The organism is Actinoplanes sp. NPDC051405 (assembly GCF_055586185.1).
The window spans coordinates 33,672-49,334 of sequence record NZ_JBVJIR010000008.1 but is presented as its reverse complement, the minus strand read 5'-3'; the positions used below and the strand labels follow the sequence as shown (position 1 = coordinate 49,334).

Here is a 15,663-nt window from a genome sequence, read left to right as displayed (position 1 = left end):
GCGAAAACCCGGGCTACGGCGCCGCCGATGGCGCCTCCGCCTCCGTAGATCACCGCGGTCTCCGGGCAAACCCTGCTGGTCGTCCGGGAGCTGCTCCCGACGCCACAGCGGTTCTCCGAGCTGCGCCACGCGCTGCCCCACGTGAGCTCGAATCTGCTCGCGGACCGGCTGCGGGAGCTCGAGCACAACGGGGTGATCCGCCGGAGCCCCGCAGCGGCGGCGGGCTCACGGGTCTACGAGCTGACCGAGCGCGGCCGCCGGCTGGAGCCGATCGTGGTCGCTCTGGGGGACTGGGGGATCGACGCCCCGGAACCGCCGGCGCCGGCCGCGCTCAGTGCGACGTCGGTGCTCATCTTCCTGCGTGGCGCCGCCCGTCCTGATCCCGCGGCGCCACCCACGGTCTGCCGTCTGGAGCTCGACGCCGGGTCTGGACCGTTCGGTCGGTCTCCGGACGCGTCGAGGTGCAGGCCGGTGAGCCGGCTACGGCGGCCGCCTCACTGCGTACGGATCCCAGGACGTTCAGCGCCCTGCTGACCGAGCCCGCCAAGCTTGCCGGCGCCTGTGCCGACGGGAGTGCGGCCGTCGTCGGAGACATGTCAGCCGTGGAGAGGCTGCTGCGTTCCGTTCAGGAGGAGGGGAACAGCAGCTCGCCCATGTCCTCGTCGTTGAGCGGCTCGGCGAAGTAGTAGCCCTGCCCCAGCTCGCAGTTGCCGTCGGTCAGCTCGCTCAGCTGCCCGGCGTCCTCGATGCCCTCCGCGATCGTGGACAGGTGCAGCGCCTGGCCCAGCTGGATGATGCCCATCGTCAGCGCCGCCGCGGCCGGCACGTCACCGACGTCGTCGACGAAGGACTTGTCGATCTTGATGATGTCGATCGGGAACCGGCGCAGGTACGCCAGACTCGAATACCCGGTGCCGAAGTCGTCGATCGCCAGCCGTACCCCCAGGCTTTTGATCTGCTCGAGCTGGCGCAGGGTCGACGGGCGATGGTCGACCAGCAGTGACTCGGTCAGTTCGATCACCAGGCTGGTGGCCGGCAGGCCGCTGTTGCTCAGCGCCGACGCCACCACCTCCGGCAGGTCCGCCTGCTCCAGCTGCACCGCCGACATGTTGACGCTCACGCTCAGCGGCTTGCCGTCGCGGCGCTCGTTCCACCGGGCCGCCTGTCGGCACGCCTCGCGCAGCACCCATTCGCCGATCGGGACGATCATCCCGGTCTCCTCGGCGAGCGGGATGAAGTCCAGCGGCGGGATGATCCCGCGCTCCGGGTGCTGCCAGCGGACCAGCGCCTCCAGGCCGGTGATCTCCCCGGTCTTCAGGTGCACGATCGGCTGGTAGCGCAGCTCGAACTCGTGCCGCACCACGGCCCGGCGCAGGTCCGCCTCCATCTGCAGGCTGGCCTGGAACACCGCCTGCATGGCCGGCTCGAAGATCTCGTAGCGGTCCTTGCCCTGCTTCTTGGCCTGGTACATGGCCAGGTCCGCGCTGACCATCAGCTCCTGGCCGTCGTGCCCGCCGGCCACGCTGTACGCGACGCCGACGCTGCAGCTGACGAAGGTCTCCTTGCCGTTGAGCTCGAACGGCTCACGCATGGCTTCGAGGATGCGCCGCGCCACCGGTACGGCCTCGTCCAGGCCCTGCACCAGCGGCAGCAGCACCGCGAACTCGTCGCCGCCGAGGCGGGCCGCCATGTCGGCCGAGCGCAGGCACTTCTTGATCCGTTCGGCGGCCAGGACGAGGAGCTGGTCGCCGGCCGCGTGCCCGAGCGAGTCGTTGACGACCTTGAAGCGGTCCAGGTCGACGAAGAGCATGGCGACGCCGGCGTTCTCCTGCTCGGCCGTGGCGAACGCGCGGTCCATCCGGGCCTGGAACAGCGCCCGGCTGGCCAGTCCGGTCAGCGAGTCGTGGAACGCCTCGTTCATCGCCTCGAGGGTGCGGGCATCGGTCAGCGCCAGGCTGACGTGCTCGGCGAACGCACGCAGTATTTCCTGCGCGGGCTTGTCCCACTCCCGGGGTCCGGTGTACGTGCCGACGGTCAGGCAGCCGACCACCGCGCCGTTCTCGTGCACGGGGATGGCCATCACGGCCTTGAGGCGGGAGCGCACCACCTCGGGGATGGCGATCGGCGAGTTGGCGTAGTCCTCCACCATGATCAGCTCGTCGCCCAGCACGGCCAGGCCGGCGACGCCCGCCGACGGCAGCGGGATGCGCTTCATCTTGGCCAGCACCTCGGGGGCGAAACCGATGCTGGAGACCATCGAGCCGACCGACGGATCATCCTTCTCCAGCAGGTTGAGCGAGGCCATCTCCAGGTCGAGCAGCTCGGCGGCGCCCGCGGTGATCGCGTCCAGGATCTGTTGCAGCGGGGCCCGGCGGGCGATCAGCCGCTGGATCTGGGTCAGGTGCTCGAACAGGCGCTGGCGTTCCTGCAGCGAGTCGGCCAGCCGGCCGTTCTCCTGGGCCTGCCGGCGTTCCGACTCGATGACGTGCAGGGCCTGCAGGCTCAGCTCGAGGACCAGGGCCATGCCGCGGAGCAGGCAGACGTCCTCGTCGGTGAAGTCCGCGCCGGTGCGGCCGACGACCAGTGCGCCGGGCGCCTGGCCGCCCAGGGCCGCGCCGGTGACCGCGTACGCGGTGCCGCCGAGATCCAGCGCGCAGCGGCGTCCGGCGGCCACCTCGGTGAGCACGGCCGGGCGCATCTGGTCGGCCGGTACGCCGATGGTGGCGGCCACGTGCCCGTCGATGACCAGCACAGCAACCTCGGCGTCGAGGGCGCGCACCGCGCATTCGACGGCCGCGTGCTGCGCCGCCGGTCCGTCCGGCCGGTCAGCGACCACGGAGAGGAACTCCGTCAGCTGCTGAGTTGCAAGCATGCCCATGACCCAGTCTGTCGGTTCGCCGGACGTGGAGCTGAGGTCTTCAGCGTGACCGTTTTCGGCCGGGCGCGTTGCCGTTCCCACACAGCGGCCCAGATAAAGCTCCGGTAACAACCCGTCCGCGGGCTTCGCGGGGCACGTACGCCCGCTCGGGCCCGCTCCGGTCTACCGAGCTCACATCATCGGGCAGCGACCGGGCAGAATTTTCGATCATTCGGGCATGACGTTCGTCCGCTTTCGCCCGTCGATGGGATGATATCCACCGGGTAGCGGCCGTACCGAAGCGGGCAGAGACACACCGAATCAGCCTGGTCTGTGATGGGGACCACACGTTTCCCCGGTGTTACAAATGGTCCACGGCAGCCGCGGATGAGCGAATGCCTGGGTGGGCGGCCGGAGGTGGGAATGTGAACGCGGAAGAACGACAGCATCAGATCGTCGCTCTGGCCCGCAGGCAGGGCGAGGTGGACGTCGCCAAACTGGCCGCCGAACTGACGGTTTCCGCCGAGACCATTCGGCGCGATCTGCGCCTGCTCGAAAAGCACGGACTGCTGCGGCGTACGCACGGTGGTGCGTATCCGGTGGAGACCGCGAAATTCGAGACCGACCTGGCCATGCGTACCACCCGGGGCGTGCCCGAGAAGCGGCGGATCGCTGCCGCGGCGGTCGGCCTGCTCGGGGACGCCGAGACCATCTTCATCGACGAGGGGTTCACCCCGCAGCTCATCGCCGAGGCCCTGCCCACCGACCGCCCGCTCACCGTCGTCACCGCTTCGCTGAACACGGCGGCCTGGCTGTCCACCTCCAGCCCGGCCACCGTGCTGCTGCTCGGCGGCCGGGTCCGTGGGCGCACGCTGGCCACGGTCGACCACTGGGCCAGCGGCATGCTGGCCGGCTTCGTCATCGATCTCGCCTTCGTCGGCGCCAACGGCATCTCCCGCGAGGTGGGTCTCACCACCCCGGACCCGGCCGTCGCCGACGTCAAGGCGCACGCCGTCCGGGCCGCCCGCCGGCGGATATTCGCCGGCATTCACACGAAGTTCGGTGTGCGGACGTTCTGCCGCTTCGCCGAGATATCGGATTTCGAATCACTGGTCACGGACACCGGGCTGCCGGCGTCCGAGGCGCACCGCTATTCCCGGCTCGGGCCCCAGGTCATCCGGGTCTGACCGGAAAACATTTTCGCTCTTTGCTGCCGGCCATTTTTCGATCGCCGGCACGGTTCGCGCATTCTGCAAACGGAGGATCTGCTGTGCAGAAACCAGGTAAGAAGCTCTCTCTGCTGATCGCGGGGGCGACCGCGGGCGCCCTCGTGCTCTCCGGGTGTTCCGGCGCCGGCTCCACCGGCGGGGGCGACACCGCCGACAACACCATCACCGTGCTCATGGTCGGCAACCCGCAGATGGAGGACATCCAGAAGCTGACCGCCGACAACTTCACCAAGCAGTCCGGCGTCACGGTGAAGTTCACGATCCTTCCCGAGAACGAACTGCGCGACAAGGTCACCCAGGACGTCGCCAACCAGGGCGGGCAGTACGACGCCGTGACGGTCGGCGCGTACGAGGTGCCGATCTGGGCCAAGAACGGCTGGCTGCACGAGGTCTCCACGCAGGCGGCGGCCGACTCGGCGTACGACCAGGCCGACCTGATCAAGCCGATGGTGCAGTCGCTGACCGGCGACGACGGCAAGATGTACGCGGCGCCGTTCTACGGCGAGTCGTCGTTCCTCATGTACAACAAGGACATGTTCGAGGCCAAGGGCCTCAAGATGCCGGAGAAGCCGACCTGGGCCCAGGTCGCCGACTTCGCCGCGAAGCTGGACGACAAGGGCAAGGGCGTGGCCGGCATCTGCCTGCGCGGCCTGCCCGGCTGGGGTGAGATGTTCGCCCCGCTGACCACGGTCGTCAACACCTACGGCGGCACCTGGTTCGAGAAGGACTGGACGCCGAAGGTCAACGCACCCGAGTTCAAGGAAGCCGCCAACTTCTACGTCAACCTGGTCAAGCAGCACGGCGAGCCCGGTGCCCCGCAGGCCGGTTTCACCGAGTGCCTGAACACGTTCGGTCAGGGCAAGGCGGCCATGTGGTACGACGCCACGTCCGCGGCCGGCACGCTCGAGGACCCGAACTCGTCCAAGGTGGCCGGCAAGGTCGGTTACGCGTACGCCCCGGTCAACAAGACCGAGTACTCCGGCTGGCTGTGGACCTGGGCGTTCGCGATGCCCAAGACCACCAAGAAGGCCGACAACGCCTGGAAGTTCATCTCGTGGGCGACCAGCAAGGACTACGAGAAGCTGGTCGGCGAGAAGCTCGGCTGGTCCCGGGTGCCGTCCGGCAAGCGCACCTCGACGTACTCGATCCCGGAGTACAAGGAGTCGGCCAAGGCCTTCGCGGACATCACGCTCGGTTCCATCGAGAACGCCAACCCGACCAACCCGGGCCTGCAGCCCCGGCCCGCACTGGGTGTGCAGTTCGTCGGCATCCCGGAGTTCGCGGACCTCGGCACCAAGCTCTCGCAGGAGCTCAGCGCCTCCCTGGCCGGGAGCAAGACGGTCGACGCGGCACTGAACGACGGACAGAAACTCGCCGAAGAAGTGGCGAAGAACTACAAGTAGTGCCCGCGGGGGTGCCGTCCTGACGGCACCCCCGCACCGACCGGAAGGTTAGCAATGACCGACGTCATCACCCGGGCGGACGCGCAGACCGAGGCCCCGCCGCCCGTTTCCCGCGGGGGCGCCAAGGAGCGCTGGGTACGGCGGGCGCCCCTGCTGCCCGCACTGATCTTCGCCATCGTCGTGACCCAGGTGCCGTTCCTGGTCACCATCTACTTCTCCACGCTCAGCTGGAACGCGCTCCGCCCGGGTTCGAAGAAGTTCGTCGGCATCGACAACTACGTGACCGTCCTCACCGACAACCGGCTGCGGTCCGCGCTGCTCAACACGGTGGTGCTGACCGCCGGTGCGGTGATCTTCTCGATGATCCTGGGACTGGCCCTGGCCATCCTGCTGGACCGCAAGTTCTTCGGCCGGTCCATCGTGCGGACCATGCTGATCACCCCGTTCCTGATCATGCCGGTGGCCGCCGCGCTGCTGTGGAAGCACGGCATCTACAACCCGGACTACGGCCTGATCAACGGCATCTTCGGGGGCAGCACCGCCTGGGCGACGTCGTATCCCAAGACCGCCATCATCACCACGCTGGTGTGGCAGTGGACGCCGTTCATGATGCTGATCCTGCTGGCCGGCCTGCAGTCGCAGAGCAACGACGTGCTGGAGGCGGCCCGGATGGACGGCGCCAACGCCTGGCGCATCTTCACCCGGATGACCCTGCCGCACCTGCGCCAGTACCTGGAACTGGGCGCGCTGCTGGGCTCGATCTATCTGGTGAACACTTTCGACGCGATCTACACGATCACCCAGGGCGGTCCCGGCACGGCGACCACCAACCTGCCGTACGAGATCTACCAGACCATCTTCAGCAAGTTCGAGTACGGCGAGGCCTCCGCGGCCGGCGTCGTCGTGGTCATCCTGACGATCATCGTGGCGACGTTCGCGCTGCGGGTCATCTCGGGTCTGTTCAAGGTGGAGGAGGGCCGATGAGCACCGCTACCGCCGGTGGGCGCCGGGTCCAGAACGCGGCCTGGGGCGTGGTGGCCTGGATCGCCGGGATCATCTTCGTCTTCCCGGTCATCTGGATGCTGCTGACCAGCCTCAAGCAGTCCAAGGACGTCACCACCAACCCGCCCGTCTGGTTCTTCACGCCGACCTTCGAGCACTTCTCCAACGTGTTCGACAGCAACATCACGCCGTTCCTGCTGAACTCGCTGATGGCCAGCGTGTTCTCCACGCTGATCGTGGTGATGCTGGCGACCCCGGCGGCGTACGCGTTGTCCCTGCGCCCGGTGGCCAAGTGGAGCGACGCGTTGTTCTTCTTCATCTCCACCAAGATGATGCCGGTGGTCGCCGCCGTGCTGCCGGTGTACCTGCTGACGGTGAAGATCGGCATGAAGGACAACATCTGGACGATGGTCATCCTCTACACCTCGATGAACCTGCCGCTGGCGATCTGGATGATGCGGTCGTTCCTGCTGGAGGTGCCGCGTGAGGTGCTGGAGGCCGGCGAGGTCGACGGCGCGGGCCTGATCACCTCGATCCGGCGGATCATCCTGCCGATGGTGTCGCCCGGCCTGGCCGCCACCGCGCTGATCTGCTTCATCTTCACCTGGAACGAGTTCTTCCTGGCGGTGAACCTGACCGACACGAACGCCAGCACGGCGCCGATCTTCCTGCTCGGTTTCATCTCCGGCCGGGGCCCGTTCCTGGCCGACCTGTCCGCCGCCGCCGTCCTGCTCTCGCTGCCGGTGCTGCTGGCCGGCTGGGTCGCGCAGAACAAGCTGGTCCGTGGACTCTCGATGGGAGCGGTCAAGTGAAGGCAGCCGTCGTCGTCACCCCCGGCACGATCGCGGTGCAGACCGTGCCGGATCCCACCCCGGGCCCGTACGACGTGGTGGTCCGCCCGGCCGCGGTCGGCATCTGCGGCACCGACCTGCACATCATGGACGGCGAGTTCGCGCCGGCCTTCCCGATCGTGCCGGGTCACGAGTTCGCCGGCGAGATCGTGGAGGTCGGCACGGAGGTCACCGGGTACGCGGTCGGCGACCAGGTCGCGGTCGACCCGTCCCTGTACTGCGGTTACTGCTACTACTGCAAGCGGGCGCGGGGCAACCAGTGTGAGAACTGGAACGCGATCGGGGTGACCCGCAGCGGTGGTGCGGCCGAGTTCGTGGCCGCCCCGATGGCCAACCTGTTCAAGCTGCCGCCGCACCTGGCCGCCCGCGACGCCGCGCTGATCGAGCCGCTGTCCTGCGCGGTCCGCGGCTTCGACGTGCTGCCCCGCCGGATGGCCGACACGTTCCTGATCTACGGCTCCGGCACGATGGGGCTGATGATGCTGGAGCTGGCCAAGCGGGCCGGCGCGGCGACGGTGTCCATGGTGGATCTCAATCCGGAGCGCTTGGAGACGGCCAAGCGGCTCGGCTGCAGCGCGGCCGTGACCAGCGCCGACGAGCTCGACGCGCCGCGCGGCTGGGACGTCGTGATCGACTGCACCGGTGCGGCGCCGGCGATCCGCGACGGGCTGGCCCGGGTCGGCCGGGGCGGCACGTTCCTGCAGTTCGGGGTGTCCGGCTACGACGCCCGGGTGGAGATCGAGCCGTACGAGATCTACCGGCGCGAGATCACCATCACCGGCTCGATGGCGGTGCTGCACAGTTTCGACCGGGCCGGGGAGCTGATGGCGGCCGGCGTGCTGGCGCCGGAGATCTTCGTCAGTCACCGGTTCCCGCTGGACAGTTATGCGCAGGCGCTCGACCAGTTCCGGGCCGGGGTGGGACGGAAGATCCTGATCGAGCCGTGATGTGCCAATCTTGTCACTTTTGGTTAGTGCTTGATCACTAGTGGTTGTCAACGGCGGCCGGTGCGGGCCTGAATGAAGCGGTGCCCCCGCTTCGTCCACCGGCCGCCGTTGCGCTTGCCGTTGCCGTCACGGTGCCGCTCGCTGCAGACGTGCCGATCCACCCCTTGGTCTTTCTCGGGGTGGGACTGCTGCTGCTCGTCTTCGCCACCGGCTGGGCCGCGATGGCCGGGCGGATGCCGCACCCTGGCCCGCTGTACGGCCTCATCGCCCGGGGTCTCGGCCGCCCGCTCGGCCTCGGTGCGGCCGGGCTGGCTCTGCTGTCGTACCAGGCCATGCAGCTCACGCTCTATGCGGCGGTCGGTGCGGCAGCCGCGCCCCTGCTGGCGAGCTGGTTCGGGATCGCGGTGGCGTGGTGGGTCGTCGCCCTGTCGTGCTGGGCGGTCGTCGCGGTCTGCGGAGTGCTCCCTTTCCGGCTCGTCTCCTGGCTGATCGGGGCGCTGGTGCTGGCCGAGATCGTGGTGCTCGTGGGTTACGGCGCAGCGAACGCACCGGAACTGGCAGCTCTGTCGCCGGCGTCCCTCGCGGACGTGCCGCGCCCGGTGCTGGGTGGGCTGCTGGTCGCCGCGGCACTGACCTTCGCCGGTTTCGAGACCACGGCCGTCCACGCCGGGCAGGCCCGGCAGCCGCGCCGGGTGATGCCCGTCTGCGTCATGCTTCTCGCACTGCTGTTCGCGGCGGCGAGCTGGGCGATCGGCGGCACCGCGCCGGAGGGGGCAGTGGCGCGGACATTCGGGCCCTGGGCCGTCACTCTGGGCCGGGTCGTGCTGGTCACCGGGCTGCTCGCGGGGATGATCGCGCTGCATGAGGTGATCGCCCGCCACCTGATCGCGCTGGGCCGGGAGCGGGTGCTGCCCGCGGCGCTGGGCCGTCGTGCCCCGGCGTCAGCGGTGCCGACAGCGGTGGCGGGAGCGGTGATCGGGGGATACGCGTACGGGGGGTCCGGGATCGACCGGTGGCCGGAGCGCGCGGGCGCCGCGGGCATCCTGGTGCTGCTGGCGCTGACCGCACTGGCGGCGCTGCTGTTCCTCAACCGCAACCCGGACGGCGAGGGGCTCGGGCGCCGCTTGCTCGCCCCGGGGTTGGCCACGATCGGACTTGGTGTGCTCGGTGGTCTCGCGGTGGCCGACCAGCCGACGCTCCAGGCCGTGGGTGGCGGCACGGTCCTGCTCGGCATCGGGTACGGCCTCGCGCTGCGCCGGACCGACCCGGTGCGTTACGCCGGCATCGGCCTGGGCGGCGCCGCCGTGGTGGTGACCCCGCCGCTGCCCGCACTGCCCCGGCAGCGGATCCCCGGCGCGCACCGCCCGGAACGGGTGAACAGCGAGGAGCTCACCGGCTGACGGACTGCGGATCCTCGTCGCCGAAGAACTCCCGGATCTGGGTGAGGGTCAGATACCCCTGCGCGTCCACCTCGCCGGTCTCCGGCACCACGGCCTTGCAGGTGACCTCCAGCTCGCGGGCGTGCTCGGGCAGGTCAGGCAGTGGCGGCACCGGTGGCAGGGCGCCCAGGCCCATCGCCTCCCGGATCACCTCGAACATTCCGGTCACCTCATGCACCGCCAGTGGGAACAGCTCCGCCGGGCGCCGGCTGCCGGGCGCCGGCGCGGCACACGTGAAGTTGGCCCGCAGCTTGCCGCTGACCTTGTAGATGTCGGCGCTGGGACGCAGGTGGTCGAGCGGGCCCTCGGCGACGATCCCGAGCTCGCACTCCGGTACGCCCGCCGCGTCCCACCAGCGTTGCCAGGCCGGGTCGCCGTCGAGAGTCATCACGACGTGCTGCAACGCGACCATGTACGCCTGTGGTGCCCGGCCGTCCACGGTGGTGGTCCCCATGAGGGGATGGAGCCAGTCCATCACCGCATCGTTACATTCCGGTCATAGTGCACCGTGCATTCGGGCCCGCGCGTACGGGTGGCTGTCAGGCGGTGGCCGCGTCCAGCAGAGCGGCCGCAACCGCGCGGGCCGTGGTGGCCGCCGCGGCCGAGCGGTCCATCCGGGCGCCGACCGACGTGCCGTCGTAGAGGACGACCAGCTGCGCGGCCAGCGCCTCGGGATCCCGCGCGCCGGCCTCGCGCGCCAGGTCGGTGAACAGTCCCCGGGTCCAGGCGCGGTTCTCGTCGCACACCTGCTGGACCACGCCGTCCGGCGGCGACTCCGCGCTGGCGTTGTAGAAGGCGCACCCGCGGAACGACGGCGAGGCGGCCAGCTCGGCCAGGACGTCGAAGACGCCCAGCAGGCGGTCGCGCGGCGTGTCGAATCGTTCCAGTGCGGTCAGGATGCGTTCCCGGCGGCGCCGGTGCCGGCCCTCCAGGTACGCCCGGATGAGCCCGTCCTTGCTGCCGAACGCGCTGTACAGCGTGGCCTTGGCGACGCCGGCGTGCTCGATGACCCGGTCGATGCCGACCGTGTGCACGCCTTGCGCGTAGAAGAGCTCGTCGGCGGCGGCGAGCAGCCGGTCGCGGGCGGACGGCTTGGGAGCGATGGAGCTCGGGGGTGACGCAGCGGACATGAGATTGACGATAGCAGACAGATCTGTCTAGTCTCGGAGGGCATCAGACAGACCTGTCTGTCCAGAAGGCGAGGAAGTGCCATGACCACCACCGCGAACCGCGCGACCGCCCGTACCGGTGATCCGGCCGTCCGCCGCAAACGCCTGTCCCGTCCGGTGGCCTTCGCCGCGATCGCGGCGATCTTCGTGACGTTCACGGCCGCGTCCAGCGCGCCCTCGCCGCTCTACGTGGTCTACCAGCAGCTGTGGGGCTTCTCGGCGGTCACGCTGACCGTCGTCTTCGCCGTCTACGTCGTCGGCCTGATCGGCGCCCTGCTGGTCCTCGGCGCGCTCTCCGACCATGTCGGCCGCCGGCCGGTGCTCGCCGCCGCGATCGGCCTGGAGATCGTCGCCCTCGTTCTCTTCCTCGCCGCCGGTGACGTCCCTGTGCTGCTCGCCGCCCGCTTCCTGCAGGGCATCGCGACCGGTGCCGCGCTCACCACTCTCGGCGCCGCCCTGGTCGACCTCAACCCGCCGCACGCGCCCGGCCGGGCCGGGTTGGTCAACAGCGTCGTGCCGCCGGCCGGCCTGGCGATCGGCTCCCTCGGCACCGGCGCGCTGGTGCAGTTCGCTCCCGGTCCCACCCACTTCGTCTACGCCCTGCTGCTGGCCGGGATGGCCGTCGCCGCCCTGGTCGTGCTGGTGATGCCGGAGACCTCGGGCCGGCGTCCCGGCGGCGTCGCGTCCCTGATCCCCCGGCTCGGCGTGCCGGCCCGGCTGCGCGGCGCGGTGTTCGCTCTCGTGCCGATCATCGTGGCGAGCTGGGCGCTGGGCGGTCTCTACCTCTCACTGGGCCCGTCCGTCGCGGTCGGCGTCTTCGGGCTCGCCAACCACCTGATCGGCGGTCTGGTCGTGACCCTGCTCTGCGGCACCGGCGCGGTGACCGCGTTCGCGCTGCGGGCCTGGCCGACGCCGCGGGTGCTCACCATCGCCGGAGCTCTGCTCACCGTGGGCACCGCGGTGACCCTGGTCGGCGTGCAGACCGGCGACGTGGTGTTCGGCGCGGTCGGCACGGCGCTGGCCGGGATCGGCTTCGGCGCCTCCGCGCTGGCGAGCTTCGGCACCCTCGCGGTGCTGGCCGCTCCGCACGAGCGCGGCGAGCTGTTCGCGGTCGCGCTGACCATCGCGTACGTCGCCTTCAGCCTGCCGGCCGTGATCGCCGGGCTCGCCGCCACCTCGGCCGGCCTGCACCTGACCACGGTGGTCTACGGGCTGGTCGTGGTCGCGCTCGGGCTGGCCGCGCTGGCTGCTCAGCGGGTACGGCGGGCCTGATCGACCGGCTCTTTCGTGGTAACCCCCCGGCGTGGACGGCTGTTGAACAGTCGTTCGCGCCGGAGCATATGGGGCGAAACCACACGAAGGGCTGGGCATGACAAGACTTCTGGCGACTGCCGCCACGTTCGCGCTGGCACTGGGCGGCGCGGTCGTCGCGTCCGGCGCGCACGCGGAGCCGCCGCGTGGCGCTCCCGGATACCCCACGATCACCTGGGGCGAGTGCGAGAACGCCGCCCTCAAGACCCGCAAGGCGGAGTGCGGCTTCCTGGCCGTCCCGCTGGACCACGCGGCGCCCGCCGGGCCGAAGATCCAGCTCGCCGTCTCCCGGATCAAGCACTCGGTCCCGGACCGCGACTACCAGGGCGTCATGCTGGTCAACCCGGGTGGTCCCGGCGGCTCCGGACTGCCGCTGCCGGTGCTCGGCGACCTGGTCCCGGACAAGGCCGGCGCCGCGTACGACTGGATCGGTTTCGACCCGCGCGGCGTCGGGTCCAGCAAGCCGGCGCTGACCTGTGACCCGAAGTACGCCGGCTACAACCGGCCGCCGTACGTGCCCAGCACCCGGGCGATCGAGAAGGCCTGGCTGGCCCGGGCCAAGGGATACGCCGCGGCCTGCGCCAGGAACGGCGGTGCGCTGCTCAACCACCTGCGGACCACCGACAGTGTGCGGGACCTGGAACGGCTGCGGGTCGCGCTGGGCGCGGAGCAGATCAACTTCTACGGCTTCTCGTACGGCACGTACCTCGCTCAGGTGTACGCCACCCGCCACCCCGACCGGGTCCGCCGGATGGTGCTCGACGGCAACGTCAACCCCGGCCGGGTCTGGTACGACGCCAACCTCGACCAGGACCTCGCGTTCGACCGCAACATCAAGATCTACTTCCGCTGGCTGGCCGACCACGACGACGTCTACCACCTCGGCCGGACCGCCAAGAAGGTCGAGAAGCTCTTCTACGCCGAGCAGGCCGAGCTGGCCCGCAAGCCGGCCGGCGGGGTCCTCGGCCCGGACGAGCTGACCGACGTCTTCCTCCAGGCCGGGTACTACGTCTTCGGCTGGGAGACGGTCGCGTCGGCGTTCGCGAGCTGGGTCAACGACGACGACCCGGCGGCGCTGCGCAAGCTCTACGACGACAACAACACCCAGGAGCCCGGCTCCGACAACGGCTACGCGATCTACCTCGGGGTGCAGTGCACCGACGCGCGGTGGCCGGCGTCCTGGCAGCGCTGGCAGACCGACAACTGGCGGGTGCACCGGCGCGCGCCCTTCGAGACCTGGGGCAACGCCTGGTACAACGCGCCCTGCCGGGACTGGGCCGGCGAGCCGGGCAAGCCCGTCGCGGTCGACGGGAGCAAGGCCCCGCCGCTGCTGCTGATCAGCGAGACCCTGGACGCGGCCACCCCTTTCTCGGGCAGCCTCGAAGTCCGCAAGCGCTTCCCGCGCTCGGCGCTGATCGAGGGTGTCGGCGGCACGACCCACGCGGGCTCACTCTTCGGCAACCGGTGCGTGGACCACGCGGTCGCCGACTACCTCGCGACGGGCGCCCTGCCCCGGCGGGTCAAGGCGGACCGGTCGGACAAGCAGTGCAAGCCCATCGCGCCGCCGGACCCGACACCGGCCGCGACCACGACGGAGCGCACCGAGAGCGCGGCTGTGCAGACCCGGCTGGAACTGCAGAAGCTCATCCGTTAGTCCTCCGGCACGACCTTGTGCCGCAGCTCGGCCGGGATCAGCTCCAGCAGCTGGTCCCGGCGCAACGGCAGGTCCAGCAGACTCAGTTTGACCTGGCTGCGGTTCTGGTGCCGGTCGGGGGACAGGCGGACCACCTCGGCGGCCTTCTCCCGCAGCCCGGCCGACAGGACGTCGCCGCCGGTGAGCTCGCCGGCCGCCGTACCGTCGACGTCCACCGCGACCGGCGCGCTGTCCGCGGCCACGGTCAGCGCCACCCGGTCACCCGCGCCCAGCACCACCGACCGCCCGATGCCGGCCATCGGCGCGACCGGGGTGATCACGACGGCGGCGGCCGAGGGGGACAGCACCGGTCCGCCCGCCGCGTAGTTGTACGCCGTCGAGCCGTTCGGCGTCGAGATGACCACGCCGTCGCACCGGTAGTAGCCGTACCGCCGGCCGTTGACCGTCAGGTCCACCGAGACCGCGCCGGTGCGCCCGAGCCGGGCCAGCACCACGTCGTTGAAGCCGTACCGGGTCGTCAGGGCGACCGGGCCGGCGTCGGCCACCAGGCAGCCGTGCGACTCGACCGTGAAGTCCCCGCGGTGCAACTGCTCCAGCGCCTCACCCAGCGTCGTGGGTGTCACCTCGACCAGGAAACCCAGGTTGCCGTGGTTGACCCCGAGCACGGGCACCGGCCGGTCGACCACCAGCCGCATCGCGCCCAGCATCGTGCCGTCGCCACCCAGCGCCACCAGGCCACCGACCCGATCGAGGAACTCCTGCTCCGGAACGATCTCGACGTCCGCGGGCACTCGGCCGGCGTCGGCCGAGCGGGCCAGCACCCGGCCCCGGTGGGTACGCGCCCAGGCCGCCAGCGTGGCCACCGAATCCGCGACCGGCTTGGTGGGGTGCAGGACCAGACCGACCGTGTCCACCGCTGTTTCCAGGCTCACAGGCCAACCCTAGTCAGATCCACTGCCCGGCCCGGTAGGCTTCCGGGCGCGAAGGGGAGTAGCTCCCAATGTCGTGGTCGACATACTGGCTCTGCGGTTCGAGAGCCCGGCCACACAGCCTCGGATCCGCGGTTCGGGATCTCTGAGGCGAGCGAGACCTTCGGCTTGGCCGCGTTTCACTGACGGCCGGGTCGAGGTCGCCCTGCGCCCGAACCCCGGTCCGCTGCTCACCGGGAGTTCTCATGGACGGGTTCCTCGTCGCCACCGCGCTCAGCTTCGCGGTCATCTTCGTCGCCGAGCTGGGCGACAAATCGCAGCTCATGGCGCTGACGTTCGCCACCCGCTTCAAACCCGTGCCGGTGCTGATCGGCATCACCGTGGCCACCGCCGTGGTGCACGCGGTCTCCGTCGGCATCGGCTACGGCCTCGGCGCCACCCTGCCGACCGGCTGGATCTCCCTGGTCGCGGGCATCGCCTTCCTCGCGTTCGGCGCGTGGACGCTGCGCGGCGACAAGCTCACCGACGAGGAGAAGACCAAGGCCGAGCGCTCCACCGGCTCGGCGATCCTGGCCGTGGGCGGCGCGTTCTTCCTGGCCGAGCTGGGCGACAAGACGATGCTCGCCACCATCACGCTGGCCACCCAGCACGGCTGGTTCGGCACCTGGCTCGGGTCCACGCTGGGCATGGTCGCCGCCGACGCGCTGGCCATCCTGGTCGGCCGGCTGCTCGGCCGGCACCTGCCGGAGAAGGTCATCAAGTACGGCGCCGCGGCGCTCTTCGCTATCTTCGGCATCTGGCTGCTCGTGGAAGCCCTGATCGAGCTCACCTAGCTCATCGAGCTCAACCAGCCTCATCGAGCCCAACCGGCA

General features: G+C 70.3%; 14 protein-coding genes. 10 read left to right on the top strand and 4 right to left on the bottom strand.

Features of this window, described 5'->3' with window-relative positions:
- Nucleotides 1-48: 48 nt before the first annotated feature.
- Nucleotides 49-534, top strand: coding sequence for a winged helix-turn-helix transcriptional regulator (locus ACZ6S4_RS18570; protein ID WP_465476359.1), 486 nt, complete (start codon nucleotides 49-51; stop codon nucleotides 532-534).
- Nucleotides 535-625: 91 nt separating this feature from the next.
- On the opposite strand, the gene ACZ6S4_RS18565 is transcribed toward ACZ6S4_RS18570, so the two are convergent.
- The gene (locus ACZ6S4_RS18565) at nucleotides 626-2,872 is read right to left on the bottom strand and encodes a putative bifunctional diguanylate cyclase/phosphodiesterase (RefSeq protein ID WP_465476134.1); all 2,247 of its coding nucleotides are present in this window, start codon (nucleotides 2,870-2,872) and stop codon (nucleotides 626-628) included.
- 410 nt (nucleotides 2,873-3,282) lie between these two features.
- On the opposite strand from ACZ6S4_RS18565, the gene ACZ6S4_RS18560 reads away from it, so the two are divergent.
- The 6 genes from ACZ6S4_RS18560 (at nucleotide 3,283) to ACZ6S4_RS18535 (ending at nucleotide 9,689) form a co-directional block, all read left to right on the top strand.
- The gene (locus tag ACZ6S4_RS18560; protein WP_360551214.1) at nucleotides 3,283-4,044 is read left to right on the top strand and encodes a DeoR/GlpR family DNA-binding transcription regulator; all 762 of its coding nucleotides are present in this window, start codon (nucleotides 3,283-3,285) and stop codon (nucleotides 4,042-4,044) included.
- Between the two features lie 83 nt (nucleotides 4,045-4,127).
- Nucleotides 4,128-5,489: an ABC transporter substrate-binding protein gene (locus ACZ6S4_RS18555; protein ID WP_465476133.1), complete on the top strand. Its 1,362-nt coding sequence runs from the start codon at nucleotides 4,128-4,130 to the stop codon at nucleotides 5,487-5,489.
- 54 nt (nucleotides 5,490-5,543) lie between these two features.
- Nucleotides 5,544-6,473, top strand: a complete 930-nt coding sequence (locus tag ACZ6S4_RS18550) for a carbohydrate ABC transporter permease (RefSeq protein ID WP_465476132.1) — start codon at nucleotides 5,544-5,546, stop codon at nucleotides 6,471-6,473.
- Nucleotides 6,470-7,303 carry a carbohydrate ABC transporter permease gene (locus ACZ6S4_RS18545; RefSeq protein ID WP_433724220.1) on the top strand — a complete coding sequence of 278 codons (834 nt, stop codon included), beginning with the start codon at nucleotides 6,470-6,472 and terminating at the stop codon, nucleotides 7,301-7,303. The genes ACZ6S4_RS18550 and ACZ6S4_RS18545 overlap by 4 nt, the downstream gene beginning before the upstream one ends.
- A complete protein-coding gene (locus tag ACZ6S4_RS18540; RefSeq protein ID WP_465476131.1) occupies nucleotides 7,300-8,289 on the top strand; it encodes a zinc-dependent alcohol dehydrogenase family protein in 990 nt (329 codons plus the stop codon). Before ACZ6S4_RS18545 ends, ACZ6S4_RS18540 begins: the two co-directional genes overlap by 4 nt.
- A 149-nt stretch (nucleotides 8,290-8,438) precedes the next feature.
- Complete coding sequence (locus ACZ6S4_RS18535; RefSeq protein ID WP_465476130.1) at nucleotides 8,439-9,689, top strand: APC family permease; 1,251 nt, start codon at nucleotides 8,439-8,441, stop codon at nucleotides 9,687-9,689.
- Here ACZ6S4_RS18535 and ACZ6S4_RS18530 read toward each other — a convergent pair.
- Entirely contained in the window at nucleotides 9,679-10,182 is a 504-nt protein-coding gene (locus ACZ6S4_RS18530) for a hypothetical protein (RefSeq protein WP_465476129.1), read from the bottom strand. The two genes, ACZ6S4_RS18535 and ACZ6S4_RS18530, sit on opposite strands and share 11 nt — an antisense overlap.
- Nucleotides 10,183-10,267: 85 nt before the next feature.
- Nucleotides 10,268-10,858 carry a TetR/AcrR family transcriptional regulator gene (locus ACZ6S4_RS18525; protein WP_465476128.1) on the bottom strand — a complete coding sequence of 197 codons (591 nt, stop codon included), beginning with the start codon at nucleotides 10,856-10,858 and terminating at the stop codon, nucleotides 10,268-10,270.
- An 81-nt stretch (nucleotides 10,859-10,939) separates the two neighbouring features.
- Here ACZ6S4_RS18525 and ACZ6S4_RS18520 point away from each other — a divergent pair, with 81 nt between their 5' ends.
- Both ACZ6S4_RS18520 and ACZ6S4_RS18515 read left to right on the top strand, forming a co-directional pair.
- Entirely contained in the window at nucleotides 10,940-12,169 is a 1,230-nt protein-coding gene (locus ACZ6S4_RS18520; RefSeq protein ID WP_465476127.1) for an MFS transporter, read from the top strand.
- A 97-nt stretch (nucleotides 12,170-12,266) separates the two neighbouring features.
- Nucleotides 12,267-13,862, top strand: a complete 1,596-nt coding sequence (locus ACZ6S4_RS18515) for an alpha/beta hydrolase (RefSeq protein ID WP_465476126.1) — start codon at nucleotides 12,267-12,269, stop codon at nucleotides 13,860-13,862.
- On the opposite strand, the gene ACZ6S4_RS18510 is transcribed toward ACZ6S4_RS18515, so the two are convergent.
- A complete protein-coding gene (locus ACZ6S4_RS18510) occupies nucleotides 13,859-14,794 on the bottom strand; it encodes an NAD(+)/NADH kinase (RefSeq protein ID WP_465476125.1) in 936 nt (311 codons plus the stop codon). The two genes, ACZ6S4_RS18515 and ACZ6S4_RS18510, sit on opposite strands and share 4 nt — an antisense overlap.
- A gap of 242 nt (nucleotides 14,795-15,036) precedes the next feature.
- On the opposite strand from ACZ6S4_RS18510, the gene ACZ6S4_RS18505 reads away from it, so the two are divergent.
- The gene (locus ACZ6S4_RS18505) at nucleotides 15,037-15,624 is read left to right on the top strand and encodes a TMEM165/GDT1 family protein (protein WP_465476124.1); all 588 of its coding nucleotides are present in this window, start codon (nucleotides 15,037-15,039) and stop codon (nucleotides 15,622-15,624) included.
- The last annotated feature ends 39 nt before the right edge of the window (nucleotides 15,625-15,663 follow it).

Bases quoted from the DNA above. Each gene is read 5' to 3' on its own strand.
- ACZ6S4_RS18565 (WP_465476134.1), bottom strand. From the start codon at position 2,872: ATGCTTGCAACTCAGCAGCTGACGGAGTTCCTCTCCGTGGTCGCTGAC.
- ACZ6S4_RS18550 (WP_465476132.1), top strand. From the start codon at position 5,544: ATGACCGACGTCATCACCCGGGCGGACGCGCAGACCGAGGCCCCGCCG.
- ACZ6S4_RS18545 (WP_433724220.1), top strand. From the start codon at position 6,470: ATGAGCACCGCTACCGCCGGTGGGCGCCGGGTCCAGAACGCGGCCTGG.
- ACZ6S4_RS18530 (WP_465476129.1), bottom strand. From the start codon at position 10,182: ATGGGGACCACCACCGTGGACGGCCGGGCACCACAGGCGTACATGGTC.
- ACZ6S4_RS18525 (WP_465476128.1), bottom strand. From the start codon at position 10,858: ATGTCCGCTGCGTCACCCCCGAGCTCCATCGCTCCCAAGCCGTCCGCC.
- ACZ6S4_RS18520 (WP_465476127.1), top strand. From the start codon at position 10,940: ATGACCACCACCGCGAACCGCGCGACCGCCCGTACCGGTGATCCGGCC.
- ACZ6S4_RS18515 (WP_465476126.1), top strand. From the start codon at position 12,267: ATGACAAGACTTCTGGCGACTGCCGCCACGTTCGCGCTGGCACTGGGC.
- ACZ6S4_RS18505 (WP_465476124.1), top strand. From the start codon at position 15,037: ATGGACGGGTTCCTCGTCGCCACCGCGCTCAGCTTCGCGGTCATCTTC.